Raw genomic sequence first — 13,723 nt, 5'->3', positions numbered from 1 at the left:
AGAGTTCGAGGATGGACACCTTTTTTCGTGTTGGTGGATGGAATCTCCGTTGCCAGCGCCTACATCGCAGCGTTCGTCATATCCCAATTGTTGCCACCAGACACGCTCAGCCTGCAATGGTCGCCCCCGGCAAAGGAAGGGGTGCTTCTGGCGCTGGGCATCATCGGACTGCTGCTGCACACCCTCATCTGGTCGCGCGATGGTCATTACATGTTTCAGCTGCTGAACGGCCGCAAGCTGCGCATCTGCGCTGCGCAGGTGCTGTTCCTGGCGCTGACTCTGTTCATCTACATGGGCATGTGGCGGAACTACGATGTGTCACGCAAGCTGCTGCTGATGTTTGTGCTGACGCTGGGGCCCTGCCTGATGATCGGAAAAATCCTGTTTATGAAACTGCTCCAGGTCCTGGGCGCCAAAATTCAACCCCGGCTGCGCATTCTCGCGGTGTGTGATGAAGAGGGTGAGGCAGCGACGAGGCAGTGGTTTTCCAACAAAACGATGCTGGGCATTCATCTTTGCGATGTGCTGGCCATGGAGACAGACGCGAGCCATGAGTCCTTCCTGGAGCATCGCCTTGAAGAAGCCCTGAAACATGGGCGTCCGAACCTGCTGATCTGGCGCCTGCCGACGGATGCCGCCCGCACGGAGCGAATCCGGGTGATTGCAGAATCGCATGGCACGCACCTGGCGGTGGATCTGCAGCCGATTGTCGGGGACATGGGATCCGTGCAGCTCACGGAATACTCGCAGATGAAGCTCATCAGTCTGCACAAGCATCCTCTGGTCAGCCCTGCGCATCGGTTCCTGAAGCGAGTGCTGGATATTTCCATCAGCCTGCCGGTGGTGGTGCTGGTGCTGCCATTCCTGTGCGCTGGTGTCTGGATCGTGCATCGGTTGTTCTCTCCAGGTCCGCTGTTTTTCAAGCAGTCGCGTTCGGGTGCGGATGGCCAGATGTTTAAGATTTTCAAATTCCGCACGATGACGGTGAACCATGGCAAGGAGAGCGTGCAGGCTCGTGCCAATGACTCGCGCATCTTTACCGGTGGCGGGCTGATGCGGAAGCTGAGCATTGATGAAATGCCGCAGTTCCTGAACGTGCTGCTGGGTGATATGTCCGTGGTGGGACCACGACCGCACATGGCGGAGCACGACGTGCTGTTTGCCATGGAATGCAGCCAGTATGCGATGCGCCACACGGTGAAGCCCGGCGTGACGGGACTTGCCCAGGTGCGTGGTCATCGGGGTCCGGTGGATGATGCCAGCGAGATCAAGCACCGCGTGACTTCGGATATTGAATACTGCCAGAACTGGTCGTTCTACCTGGATCTGGAGATCATCGCCCGGACCTTCCTGCATGTGTTTTCCTTCCATGCCAAGTCCTGCTAAGAGGGCTGGCTGGTGCAAAGAGGCGCAAGGCTGGTGAATGAACCTTCGTTCGATTCCCATGCCTTCCGCCTCTGACTTTTTTGGCTCCCTGATCTTCGGAGCCACTGGGCTGGGGGCCTTGCTGTATGGGAAGTCGGTGGGGTCGGTGGTCAAAATGGGCCTTGGGGCGGCGATGCTGGGCTGCTCCTACCTCGTTACTGAAAGCTGGCTGCTGTGGACCAGCGGTGCGGTGCTGACGCTGCTGCTGATGCGGTGGAAGGAGTAAGCGGTCTGCAAATGGAGAGGCTTGCCCTTTGGTGAATGCAGGGGCAGATAGCCGTGAGCTCCACAATGATTTCCGCCCAAACGCGCAAGCCTGAATACACTGCCCGAGTCGCTGAATGGCATGCGGACAAGGGCTTTGGCTGGCTGCAGTTCGGCGACAAACGACTGTTTCTGCATCGTCGTGATTTTTCCAGGTTTCACCACACGCCGAGAGTGGGTGAGGAGATACGCTTCAACTGGGGGCTGGATGCCCAGTGCCGCCCGTGCGCCCAAAATGCCGTGCAGGTGCGTGAAGTCTCGGATGTCGGTCTGGTGAGGCTATGTCTCCTGGGTGCGTTGCTGGCGCTGCCCGCCTACGCGTGGCGGCAGACGGGCTGGGAAATGTGGATTCTGGCGGCCTATGTCGGTGCCATGTCTCTGATCACCTATGCCGCTTATCGAAGCGACAAGCGCAAGGCGCGCATGGAGGCATGGCGCACGCCTGAGACGCTGCTCCATCTGCTGGAACTTGCCGGCGGCTGGCCGGGCGCGTGGGTGGCTCAGCGCCGGCTGCGGCACAAGTGCTCCAAAATCAGCTACCAGTTCGAGTTCTGGTTGATCATCTGCATCCACCAGTTCGCGGCGTACGACTGGCTTCAACAGTGGAAGTATTCCCACATGTTGAAGCAAGCGCTTTTTGAGGATCACCGAGAACCACGCGGCCGATACAAGCAGCGATGAACTGGATCAAGACACCTTCAGGCCCAGATACGCTTTGGCATTGGGGTAGCAGATGTTCTTCACCATGGTGCCGACGAGGGCGTCATCATTGGGGATGAGGCCGGCTTCCACGTCTGCGCCGAGGAGATTGCAGAGGGTGCGGCGGAAGTATTCGTGGCGGGGGAAGCTCATGAAGCTGCGGCTGTCTGTGAGCATGCCGATGAAGCGGCTGAGGAGGCCGAGATTGCTGAGGGCATTGATCTGCCACTCCATGCCTTCTTTTTGATCAACGAACCACCAGGCGGAGCCGAACTGGACTTTGCCGGGCGTGGTGCCGTCGGCGAAATTGCCGGCCATGGTGCCGAAGACGTAGTTGGCGTTGGGGTTGACGTTGTAGAGGACGGTCTTGGGCAGGGCGTTTTCGGTGTCCAGACGGTCGAGGAAGCGGGAGAGCGTCTCCGCCTGCGGCCAGTCGCCGATGCTGTCGCAGCCGACGTCTGCGCCGATCTCGCGGGCGAGGCGGCTGTTGTTGTTGCGCACGGGGCCGAGGTGGAGCTGCATGGTCCAGCCGCGTGAGGCATTGAGGCGGCCTACGTGGAGCATGATGTTGCTGGCAAACTGATCCTGCTCCTGCGCGCTGGCGGCGGTGCCGCTGCGGGCTTTTTGGAAGATGCGCTCGGCCTCGGCATCGCTGACGAAATTGGCGTGGCAGTAGTTCAGGCCGTGGTCGCTGAGGCGGCCACCGACGCTGTGGAAGAAGTCGTGGCGCTGCTTGAGGGCATCCAGGAGGGCGGCGTAGCTCTTGACTTCGATGCCGCTGGCGGCGCTGAGTTTGTCGCACCAAGAATTCCAGGCTTCGGGCAGGTGGACGGCGAGGGCCTTGTCCGGGCGGAAGGTGGGATACACACCGACTTCAAAGCCATCGGCAGCGCACTTTTGATGATGGGCGAGATCGTCAATGGGATCGTCCGTGGTGCAGAGGGCCTTCACTTTTTGCGTGCGCAGGATGCCGCAGGCGCTCATCTCCGGTTTGGCGAGGGCGGCCTCGGTCTGCTCCCAGATGGCGGGGGCGGTCTTTTCATCCAGCAGGGTGTCGATGCCGAAGTAGCGCTTCAGTTCGAGGTGCGTCCAGTGGTAGAGGGGGTTGCGCAGGGTGTGCGGGACGGTCTTGGCCCAGGCGAGGAATTTGTCGCGGGGGCTGGCCTTGCCGGTGATGAATTCTTCCGGGACGCCGTTGCAGCGCATGGCGCGCCACTTGTAGTGATCGCCTTCGAGCCAGATTTCGAAGATGTTCTTAAACTGACGATTTTCCGCAATGTCCTTAGGCGGCAGGTGATTATGGTAGTCCAGGATCGGTTCGTCCTTGGCAAAGCTGTGGTAGAGATGGCTGGCGGCCTTGGAGGAGAGAAGAAAATCGTCGTGGATGAAGGACATTGCTGTTTGTCGGTTGGTGGTGGCATGTCTACACTGGCAGGATGACGAAAACACGCAACTGGTTCGCATTGCTGCCCCTCCTCTGCTTGTGCGCATGCAGTACGGTGCAGTTTTACACCCAGGCGATCAGCGGACAGACGGAAATCTGGCGCAAATCGCGGCCCAATGCCGAGGCGCTGGCGGATCCGAGCGTGGCGGAGCGCGTCAAACAACGCCTGCAATTGATCGAAGAGCTGCGGGCCTTTGCCGCCAGCGACCTGCATCTGCCGACGAAGAGCTTTGGCAAGTACTGCGACCTCAAGCGGCCCTTCGTGGTGTGGGTGGTGTATGCCGCGCCGGAGTTTTCCACGGAAAGCAAGAAGTGGTGGTACCCGCTGGTGGGCAGCCTGAAGTATCGCGGTTTTTTTGATGAGAAGGATGCCACCGTGGAAGCGGCACGGCTCAAGAGAAAAGGGTATGATGTGTTCGTGGGCGGTGTGGAGGCCTATTCAACGCTGGGCTATCTGGCGGACCCGGTGCTGAACACCTTTCTGCATCGCAGCGATGGCGAACTGGCCGAGCTCATCTTTCATGAACTGACGCATGCCAAGGTGTTCATACCCGGTGACACCGATTTCAATGAAGCCTTTGCCACCGCGAACGGGCAGGAGGGGGTGAGACGATGGATGCGCTCGAAAAAGAATCTCAGCGGGCTGCGCGAGTATGAGGCACATCTGAAGAAGAACCGCGAATCCGTGCATCTGATGCTGCGCACGCGTGAGAAGCTGAAGGCTGTCTATGCCCGCACTTATCGCAGCGTGGAAACGGAGAGGCTGGCCAAAAAGCGGGTCTTTGAAGACATGCTGAAGGAAGCTGCGGACGTCAGTCCCCAAGCCCGGATCAAAATCAATCATGAGCCGAGTTTCTGGAACAATGCACGACTCAACACGGTGGCCACCTACTACACCATGGTGCCCGGCTTTGAACGGCTGCTGAAGGAAAAAGGTGGCGATCTGGAGGCGTTTCATCGTGAAGTTGCCTCGATGCGAAAGCTGACCAATGAGCAGCGCATGAAGATTCTCGGAACCACGGCCAGCCATGAATAACCCACTCTGCTCTCACATTTTTTTCGCCATCCTGCTGCTGCTAGGCTGCAACTTGGCGTCCGCGCAGGACACGTCGAGCTGGACGGAGCCGTTTCCTCCGCACAAGATCGCGGGGAATCTGTATTATGTCGGGTCGCGTGATCTGGCCTCCTATCTGATCACGACTCCGGAGGGGCATGTGCTCATCAACAGCAGCCTGGAGGAATCAGTGCCGCTGATCCGTGCCAGCGTGGAGAAGCTGGGATTTAAATTTACTGACATCCGCATCCTGCTCATCAGCCATGCGCATTCGGATCATTGTGCAGGCAGCGCGGAGATCGTGAAGCAAACGGGGGCGAAGTATTGGGTCATGGAGCAGGATGCCGATGCGGTGGAAAACGGCGGTGCGAAGAAGCCGCGGATCGGGAAGGGAGACTACACGCAGTTTCCGCCTGCCAAGGTGGACCATCGATTGAAGGACGGCGAAGAGGTCAAACTCGGAGACGCGGTGCTGGTGGCGCATCTCACGCCTGGTCACACGCCCGGCTGCACGACGTGGACGATGCAGGTGATGGACAACGGCAAGCCGCTGAATGCGGTGATCATTGGCAGTCCGAATGTGAATCCCGGCTACGTGCTGGTGGGCAACAAGAACTACCCGGGCATCGCGACGGATTATGAGAAGACCTTTCGTGTGCTGAAGGCACTGCCAGTGGATCTGTTTCTAGGAGCCCATGGCGGATACTACGGCATGGAGGCGAAGCATGCACGGCTGGGCAAGAGTGACGTGAATCCGTTCATCGATCCTGCAGGTTATCTCCGCTACGTGGAGGACAGGGAAGCGGCCTTTCTTGCCGAATGGGAGAAACAGAAGAAGGCGAAGTGACCGGCTCCTGTGGGAGGAGCGGATGAAACAAAGCGGAAAGCTTGCGTATGCATGGCGAAACCGTCAATAATCGGTGCTTTCTTTCGTCTCAGCCATGCAACGTTTCTTCGTTTCTTTGATCCTCGCCAGTACGGCAAGTGCCGCACCGCTGCCGCCTGTCACTCCTTTTTTGGAGCAGCACTGCACCGAGTGCCACGATGGCGATGTGAAGAAGGGCGGGCTGGATCTGACAGCGCTCTCGTTCAAGCCGGAGGACCGGAAGAACTTTGACCGGTGGGTGAAGATCTATGATCGCGTGAGCAAAGGGGAGATGCCGCCTGCGAAGAAGGAACGGCCTGAGGCTGGGGCGTTGAAGACCTTTCAGATGGCGCTCAAGACGCCGCTGCGTGACTATGAACTGGGGCAGCAGGCGAAGAACGGACGCACGGTGCTGCGCCGGCTGAACCGCACGGAGTATGAGAATACGGTGCATGACCTGCTGGGCATCTCGCTGCCGCTGAAGCACATCCTGCCAGAGGACACGCCGCTGCATGGTTTTGACACCGTGGCGGAGGGGCTGCGGTTTTCGCAGCTTCAAATCGAGAAGTATCTGGAGGCCGCTGATGCCGCGCTGGATGCCGCCATCGTGCTGAGCAAGAGGCCGGTGGGGATCAACCAGCGCTACAGCTACAAAAACGAGCAGGGGATTCGCAAAAACCTCGACACGCCGCCCGGCACCTTGTCGGACAAGACCAATCCGAAGAGCGGGCACCGTGTGATGTTTCGTGAGAACGACAAGGAGGTCATCATGTTCACCACGGGGGACTACCTGGTGGGCCTGAAGCAGTGCCGCCTGCCCGGTCCGGGCAACTACCGCATCAAGATCTCCGGCAACGCTTTCCAGAGCGAGGGCGAGCCGCTGACGCTCATGATTTACAGCAACAACTACAAGCAGAAGCGCCTGCTGAGTTACTGCGAGCTGCCGGCGGACAAGCCGCGTGAGTTTGAATTCACCACGCGGCTGGATGGCACAGAGCACATCGTGATCAACTGCGACCGTGTGGGCCGCGATAAAAAAGGGCAGAGCATCTACAACGCAGGGGCGGCTGAATTCAAAGGAACCGGGCTGGCCATGCAGTGGATCGAAGTGGAGGGGCCGCTCTCCGCTGAGTGGCCGCCTGCGAGCCTGAAGAAGGCGCTGGGGGATGTGCCGCTGACCGAGCTGGGAGACAAGCGGAAGAAGTTTCGCGATGGCAAGCAACTCGGCTATGAACTTGCGCCTGCGGATGTGAAGCAGGCGATTGCCAGCGGACTGAATGGCTTTGCGGCACGTGCGTTTCGGCGGCCGTTGGAGCAGGATGAAGCGGCACCTTATATCGCGCTGGCCAATCAGTCGGTGGATGCGGGCGGCACCTTTGAAGAGGCGATGCGCGTGGGCTTGCGCGCCATTTTGACGTCACCTGCCTTCCTGCTTTTGGAAGAGCATCCGGGCAGGCTCAGTGATCGCGCTTTGGCCACGCGGCTGGCGTATTTCCTCACGAGCTCGATGCCCGATGATGAGCTGATGCAGGTGGCCGACGCCGGAAAATTGAGTCAACCGGCGGTGCTGAAAGCCCAGACCGAGCGTCTGCTCAAAGGGCCGAAGGCGGCAACGTTCGTGACCAACTTTGTGGGACAATGGCTGGAGCTGCGCAACATTGATGCGACCACACCGGACACGAAGCTGTATCCTGAATACGACATGCTGCTGAAGCTGGGCATGGTCACGGAGACGGAAGCATTTTTTAATGAGCTGCTGACCCAAAACCTGCCGGTGAGCAATCTCATCCACAGTGATTTTGCCATGGTGAACAACCGCTTGGCGGAGCATTACGAGTTGCCGGGCATTGCCGGTGAGCAATTCCGCCGCGTGTCATTGCCGAAGGACAGTGTGCGTGGTGGAGTGCTGACGCAGGCCAGTGTGCTGAAGGTCACGGCGAATGGCACGGTCACATCGCCGGTGATTCGTGGTGCGTGGGTGATGAAGCATCTGCTGGGGCAACCGCCGCCACCACCGCCGGGCAACGTGGCGGGCATCGAGCCAGACACACGCGGCAGCACCACCATCCGCGAACAACTGGCCAAGCACCGTGACAGTGAGAGCTGCGCGTCGTGCCATCGGCAGATAGACCCGCCAGGGTTTGCGCTGGAGAGCTTTGATGTCATTGGCGGTTTCCGTGAAAACTACCGCTCCAATGAGAAAGGGGCGAATGTGAAACGCAAACTTCGCGGCCAGAACATCTGGCAGTACAAGGAAGGCCTGCCGGTGGATGCCAGCGGCGAGCTGGCGGATGGCCGCAAGTTTCAGGGCATCACGGAATTCAAGAAGCTGCTGCTCGATCAGCAGGATCAAGTGATGCGTGCGCTGGCCGGGAATCTGGTCACTTACGGCACGGGCGCGGGTATCCAGTTCGCGGATCGCGACGCGATCGAAGCCATCGCAAAACAGGCCAAAGCTGATGGCTCGGGGCTGCGTTCACTGGTCCATGCCGTCGTGCAGTCTCCGCTGTTTTTGAGCAAGTAAGAGCCATGTTAATCCACCAACCAGTCTTCAAACCGCAGCCCAGGCACCTTGGCAAAGTCCACGGAGTTCTGAGTGAGGAGAAGCGCTTCGTGAGCGATGGCGATGCAGGCTATTTTGAGGTCCATGGTGCCGATACGGATGCCTTGCTTGCGAAACGAGTGGGAGAGGTTCGCTGCATCTTCATCCCAAGACAAAACTGTCCACGCTGCGTAGGCTTCAATGAGACAATAAAATTCACGATAGGCATCAATCTGCTGAAGCGGATCGGGGGTGGAATGGACTTCTTTCAACCAACCTTCGACGCGTTCCTGAACATTTACCACGGTGGTGGTGACTTCCTCGCGTGCGGCATTCAGGCGCTGGGTCAGCCGTTCGGCAGAAGGTCCATCTCGACTCAATGCAGACAGGTGGTTAGTGTCCAATACCACCACGGGCCTCGATCTCCTTTTCGTAGGTTTGGCTGCGGCGATACTCTTCGCCTGCCTTGGTGGCGGCCTCATGCAGCTTGGAGTTATTGGCCCACCCGACAGTTGCCCGCCAGTCCTTCTTCACGGGAGGCGAAGACCAAGTCTGCGCCTGCATTTCTGCAAGTTTTCGCTCAAGGGCTTCGACTCGTTCTTCCAAGGTTGCTGTCATAGCTCATTCCCATTATCCCACCAGATCCGGTCTTTTCAACTCCCATCGCCGCCTCCCATGATCACACGCCCTGCCATTTCCCGCCGCGCTTTTCTGCACGGCTCCGGTGTCTCGCTGGCCCTGCCGTTTCTGGAGGCGATGATGCCGCGACTGTCCAGTGCGGCGGCAGCTACGCCGCCGAAGCGCATGGTCTTTGCCTGTGCTTCGCTGGGCATTTACGGGCCTTCGTTGTTTCCTAAAGAGACGGGGCGTGGCTGCACGCTGACGCCGTATCTGGAAGCGCTGAAAGATCATCGGGATGACTTCACTGTGCTTTCGGGCGTTTGCCATCCGGATCAGGCCGGGGCGGACGGGCATACGTCGGAGATGACGTGGCTGACTTCGGCGCGGGGGCCGGGGCTTGGAGGTTTCCGCAACACGGTGTCGATTGATCAGTTCGTGGCGGAGAAGATCGGCTATGAGACGCGGTATCCTTCGCTGGTGCTGAGTTCGGCGGGGCAGAGCAGCCAGAGCTACACGCGCAGTGGTGTGATGGTGCAGGCGCAGTCGAAGCCCTCGCAGGTTTTCGCCAAGCTCTTCCTCGATGGAACTCCGGGTGAGATCAGCAACCAGATGCGCAAGCTTAAGGAGGGACGCAGCATCATGGACACGGTGCAGGCAGAAGCGAAGCGGTTTGAGAAACGTGTGGGCGCGGCGGACAAGGAGAAGCTGGATGAGTACTACACCTCCGTGCGTGAGATGGAGGAGCGAATGCTCAAGTCTGAAGCGTGGGTGCAGAAGCCCAAGCCCAAGGTGGATGCGAAGCCGCCGACGGATGTGGAAAACGAGGCCGATCTGATCGCGCGCATGAAGCTGCTTTTTGACCTGATCCCACTGGCGCTGCAAACGGACAGCACGCGGGCGATTACGGTGCTGGTGCAGGGCAGGGGGGATGTGCCGCTGATCAATGGGGTGACTATGGCGCACCATAATCTGTCGCATCACGGCCAGGATCCGATGAAGATCGAACAACTGCAGCGCATCGAGCGCGCGGAGTTTGAGGCGTTCAACGGGCTGCTGACTTCGCTGAAGGCGAAGAAGGAGGCCAATGGCAGCCTGCTGGACAACACCATGGTGCTCTTTGGAAGCAATCTGGGAAATGCCAACAGCCATGACTGGCACAACCTGCCGCTGGTGTTTGCGGGGGGTGGGTTCAAGCATGGCCAGCACCTGGCGTTTGATCCGAAGAACAATCAGCCGATGTGCAATCTCTTCGTGCAGATGCTGCAGCGCATGGGGATTGAGACGAATGAGTTTGGATCGAGTACGGGGACGAGTTTGCCGGGGCTGGTGGTTTAGGGTGGCAGGGGTGCGAAAGGCGCGGTACGACAGACACTCCTGTCTGTCGATCAGCGCTACCGCAATCTCCCGGGTCTGCGGGTTGTTCCTGACCGGCAGACCGCTGCAGCAGCGGGGCGAGAGGTGACTCGTGGATTGTTGGTGCTGGCGAAGCGCTGGCCGACAGACAGGAGTGTCTGTCGTACTTCAGCGGCTACTCTTCCACCGCATCAAACACGTCCGGCACCGGCGCGTGTTGGGCCACCCAGGCGAGGGCTTCTTCTTTGGTCTTGAGGGTGCCTTCGAGCTGGAGGGTTTGCAGGGTGGTGAGTAGTTTGCCGAGGGCTTTGCCGGCGTGCCAGCCTTGGGCGATGAGATCGGCGCCGGTGATGATGCGCGGCGGGAGCATGGGTTCGCTGGCGAGTTCTTGGCGCTTGGCGAGGAGGAACTCGTAGTTGTCCAGCCAGCCGTTGGAGCCGAGGCAGTCGACGCGGTGCAGGGCGAGTTCGTCGTCGAAGGAGGGGCGGGCCATGAAGCGGCGCAGCTTGGCGATGCGCATCTTTTTGACGTCCTTGAAGACCATGTGGTTCTCCACGGCAACGACGGTGGGTTCGATCACATCGTTGGGGAATTTCATGCGGCGCATGATCTCACCGGTTTTTTCAGCACCGAGTTTGTCGTGGCCGTTGAAGCGGATGCGGCCGGTGTCGGCGTCGAGTGTTTGTGTGGCGGGCTTGGCGATGTCGTGCAGGAGGACGCTCATCACCAGCGGCAGCGAGACCTTCTCCGGCAGGAGGCTGAGCATGAGGCGGGTGTGGATGAAGACATCACCCTCGGGGTGAAATTGCGGCGGCTGTTCGCAGCCTTGGAGCACGAGGATCTCGGGGAGGAACTGCTCCATGAGGCCGCTGTTGACGAGGAGATCGAAGCCGCGCACGCGATTGGGATGGAGCATTGTTTTGACGAATTCCTCGCGGATGCGCTCGATGCTGACGCTCTTGATTTTGGGGGCGAGGCCGCAGATGGACTCCCAGGTGGCGTGCTCGATGTCGAAGCCGAGCACTGTGGCGAAGCGCACGGCGCGCAGCATGCGGAGGTGGTCTTCTTCAAAGCGGTCTTTGGCGACGCCGATGGCACGCAGCAGGCCCATGCGCAGATCCACCTGGCCGCCGACGTAGTCGATGACCTGGTTTGTGAGGGGATCGAAGAAGAGGCCGTTGATGGTGAAATCGCGGCGCTGGGCATCGAGCTCCGGGGTGGAGTAGGTGACGCTGTCCGGGCGGCGGCCGTCGCTGTAGCTGCCGTCGCTGCGAAAGGTGGCGACCTCGACATGCACATGGTTCAGGCGGACGATGACGACGCCGAAGTGGGCGCCCACGGTTTGGGCGCCGGGGAAAAGCTTCACCACCTGCTCGGGTGTGGCGCTGGTGGCCACGTCAAAGTCTTTGGCCTCGCGCCCCAGCAGCATGTCCCGCACGCAGCCGCCTGCCAGGAGGGCCTTGTGACCGGCCTGGGTGAGTTTTTCGATGATCTGGATGGCGGTGGCGCGCATGCCGGGATGTTCCATGGCCGGGTTGAATGTTCAATGTTGATTCTGCTTTCCGCTGTTCAAATCGGGGACTCGCGTTACAGTCGCTCCCCCTTATATGGACCCGCTCATCGAACTGCTCCGCAATAACTCCAACCGCAGCCCCAAAGAGATCGCTCTCGCACTGGGGCTCGCCGAATCCGAAGTCACCGCCCGCATTGCCGCGGCGGAGGCGGATGGCACGATCCTGGGTTATAGCGCCGTGGTGGACCGCCTGAAGGCGGGGGACCGCCGCGTGACGGCCCTGATCGAGGTGCGCATCTCGCCGGAGCGTGATGGCGGCTTTGACCGTCTGGCACGCCGGATTTCGAAATTTGACCAGGTGCGCGACTGCTTTCTCATGAGCGGCGGCTATGACCTGGCCGTGATCGTGGAGGGCAAGGACCTCCTGGATGTGGCGACTTTTGTGTCCGAAAAACTCAGCACTCTGGGAGGCGTGCTGTCCACGGCCACGCGCTTTGAATTGAAGGCGTACAAGGAAAACGGGTTCCTCGCGAACGGTGGCGGCGATGAAGAGCGCCTGCCAGTGAGTCCATGATCTGAGAGGAACCTGAGGCCATGGAATACGACAACAAAATTTCAAACATCATTCGCGATCTGCCGCGCTCCGGTATCCGCGATTTCTTCGAACTCGTCATTGGTCGTACCGATGTCATTTCGCTCGGCGTCGGTGAACCCGACAAGCCCACCCCGTGGCCGATCCGCGAGGCGGTGATCCGCTCGCTGGAAAAAGGCCAGACGAGCTACACCTCGAACCTCGGTCTCGAATCGCTGCGCATCGGCATCAGCGAGTATGTGACGAAGCACTTCCGCACCACGTATGATCCGAAGACGGAGATTCTGGTGACGGTGGGCGTTTCCGAGGCGCTCGACATCGCCTTTCGTGCGGTGTTGAATCCGGGAGATGAAGTGATCTATCATGAGCCGTGCTACGTGAGCTACTCACCGAGCATCAAGATGGCTTACGGCGTGCCCGTGGTGGTGCAGACTCGTGAGGAGAATGAATTTGCCCTGATGGCGGAGGATGTGGAGAAGGCGATCACGCCGAGGACGAAAGTCATCGCGCTTAACTTCCCGACGAATCCCACAGGTGGCATCATGCCGCATGAAGAGCTGGCAAAGATCGCCGCGCTGGCGGTGAAGCATGACCTGCTGGTCTTCACGGATGAGATCTACAGCGAGCTGCTTTATGACGGACGTCAGCACAAGAGCATCGTTGAGTTTCCGGGCATGCGTGAGCGCACCATTCTGCTGCACGGCTTCAGCAAGGCCTTTGCCATGACTGGCTGGCGCCTGGGCTATGCCTGCGCTCCGGCACCGCTGCGTGAGGCGATGATGAAGATTCATCAGTACTGCATGCTGTGTGCTCCAATCATGAGCCAGATGGCCGGCATCGAAGCGCTCAAGATGGGTGAGACTGCCTATGAGGACATGCGTCAAAGCTACGAGCAGCGCCGCAATCTCATCGTGAGCCGGCTCAACGGCATGGGGCTGCATTGCTTCAATCCGGGGGGCGCGTTCTATGTGTTTCCGGAGATCCGTAGCACGGGGCTGACGAGCAAGGAATTCGCCATTCAGCTGCTGGAGAAGAAGAGTGTGGCCGTCGTCCCTGGCAGTGCTTTCAGCAGTGCGGGTGAGGGCTTTGTGCGCTGCTGCTATGCGACTGCTCCCGAACTCATCGCGAAGGCGATGGATTTGATGGAGGAGTTTGTGAACGAAGTGCGGGCGAAGAAGTAACGCTGCACGTCGTCAAGAGATGTGAGCAAGATACGGCACGGGCCGCATCTAGGTGGTGCTGCGCACGTCAAGAGTCGCGAGAGCGTCTTGGAGTGCGCCGGACCTCCGGCGCTTTTCGCGTGCCTTGGGTATGCGAAAAGCTCCAGAGGACTGGAGCACTCCAAAACGCA

At 59.6% G+C, this 13,723-nt stretch carries 13 protein-coding genes; 9 read left to right on the top strand and 4 right to left on the bottom strand.

Features of this window, described 5'->3' with window-relative positions; translation table 11 throughout:
- Positions 1–27 precede the first annotated feature (27 nt).
- From AC24GY_RS07700 to AC24GY_RS07690, 3 genes are all read left to right on the top strand, one after another.
- Positions 28–1,386 (top strand): exopolysaccharide biosynthesis polyprenyl glycosylphosphotransferase, encoded by a 1,359-nt coding sequence (locus tag AC24GY_RS07700; RefSeq protein WP_487681715.1) that lies wholly within the window; start codon positions 28–30, stop codon positions 1,384–1,386.
- Positions 1,387–1,444: 58 nt separating this feature from the next.
- Entirely contained in the window at positions 1,445–1,651 is a 207-nt protein-coding gene (locus AC24GY_RS07695) for a hypothetical protein (protein ID WP_487681713.1), read from the top strand.
- A 65-nt stretch (positions 1,652–1,716) separates the two neighbouring features.
- Positions 1,717–2,370: a DUF1294 domain-containing protein gene (locus AC24GY_RS07690; protein ID WP_487681711.1), complete on the top strand. Its 654-nt coding sequence runs from the start codon at positions 1,717–1,719 to the stop codon at positions 2,368–2,370.
- A 6-nt stretch (positions 2,371–2,376) separates the two neighbouring features.
- Here the strand turns inward: AC24GY_RS07690 and uxaC are convergent, their stop codons facing one another.
- A complete protein-coding gene (uxaC, locus tag AC24GY_RS07685; protein ID WP_487681709.1) occupies positions 2,377–3,783 on the bottom strand; it encodes a glucuronate isomerase in 1,407 nt (468 codons plus the stop codon).
- A gap of 41 nt (positions 3,784–3,824) precedes the next feature.
- Here uxaC and AC24GY_RS07680 point away from each other — a divergent pair, with 41 nt between their 5' ends.
- The 3 genes from AC24GY_RS07680 (at position 3,825) to AC24GY_RS07670 (ending at position 8,275) form a co-directional block, all read left to right on the top strand.
- Entirely contained in the window at positions 3,825–4,868 is a 1,044-nt protein-coding gene (locus AC24GY_RS07680) for an aminopeptidase (protein ID WP_487681707.1), read from the top strand.
- Positions 4,861–5,733, top strand: a complete 873-nt coding sequence (bla, locus tag AC24GY_RS07675; RefSeq protein ID WP_487681705.1) for a subclass B3 metallo-beta-lactamase — start codon at positions 4,861–4,863, stop codon at positions 5,731–5,733. Before AC24GY_RS07680 ends, bla begins: the two co-directional genes overlap by 8 nt.
- Before the next feature lie 94 nt (positions 5,734–5,827).
- Entirely contained in the window at positions 5,828–8,275 is a 2,448-nt protein-coding gene (locus AC24GY_RS07670; RefSeq protein ID WP_487681703.1) for a DUF1592 domain-containing protein, read from the top strand.
- A gap of 8 nt (positions 8,276–8,283) precedes the next feature.
- Here AC24GY_RS07670 and AC24GY_RS07665 read toward each other — a convergent pair whose 3' ends face one another.
- Both AC24GY_RS07665 and AC24GY_RS07660 read right to left on the bottom strand, forming a co-directional pair.
- Complete coding sequence (locus tag AC24GY_RS07665) at positions 8,284–8,697, bottom strand: type II toxin-antitoxin system VapC family toxin (protein WP_487681701.1); 414 nt, start codon at positions 8,695–8,697, stop codon at positions 8,284–8,286.
- Positions 8,687–8,911 (bottom strand): hypothetical protein, encoded by a 225-nt coding sequence (locus AC24GY_RS07660; protein WP_487681699.1) that lies wholly within the window; start codon positions 8,909–8,911, stop codon positions 8,687–8,689. Before AC24GY_RS07660 ends, AC24GY_RS07665 begins: the two co-directional genes overlap by 11 nt.
- A gap of 57 nt (positions 8,912–8,968) precedes the next feature.
- Here AC24GY_RS07660 and AC24GY_RS07655 point away from each other — a divergent pair, with 57 nt between their 5' ends.
- The gene (locus AC24GY_RS07655) at positions 8,969–10,249 is read left to right on the top strand and encodes a DUF1552 domain-containing protein (RefSeq protein ID WP_487681697.1); all 1,281 of its coding nucleotides are present in this window, start codon (positions 8,969–8,971) and stop codon (positions 10,247–10,249) included.
- Between the two features lie 193 nt (positions 10,250–10,442).
- Here the strand turns inward: AC24GY_RS07655 and AC24GY_RS07650 are convergent, their stop codons facing one another.
- Positions 10,443–11,795, bottom strand: coding sequence for a CCA tRNA nucleotidyltransferase (locus AC24GY_RS07650; RefSeq protein ID WP_487681695.1), 1,353 nt, complete (start codon positions 11,793–11,795; stop codon positions 10,443–10,445).
- A gap of 79 nt (positions 11,796–11,874) precedes the next feature.
- On the opposite strand from AC24GY_RS07650, the gene AC24GY_RS07645 reads away from it, so the two are divergent.
- Positions 11,875–12,354, top strand: a complete 480-nt coding sequence (locus AC24GY_RS07645; protein WP_397383397.1) for an Lrp/AsnC family transcriptional regulator — start codon at positions 11,875–11,877, stop codon at positions 12,352–12,354.
- Positions 12,355–12,374: 20 nt separating this feature from the next.
- On the top strand, positions 12,375–13,553 hold the full coding sequence (locus AC24GY_RS07640; RefSeq protein ID WP_422315438.1) for an aminotransferase class I/II-fold pyridoxal phosphate-dependent enzyme: 1,179 nt from the start codon (positions 12,375–12,377) through the stop codon (positions 13,551–13,553).
- Positions 13,554–13,723: the final 170 nt, after the last annotated feature.

This window comes from Prosthecobacter sp. Pr1 (genome assembly GCF_057652315.1).
This window is presented reverse-complemented; position numbering and strand designations above follow the sequence as displayed.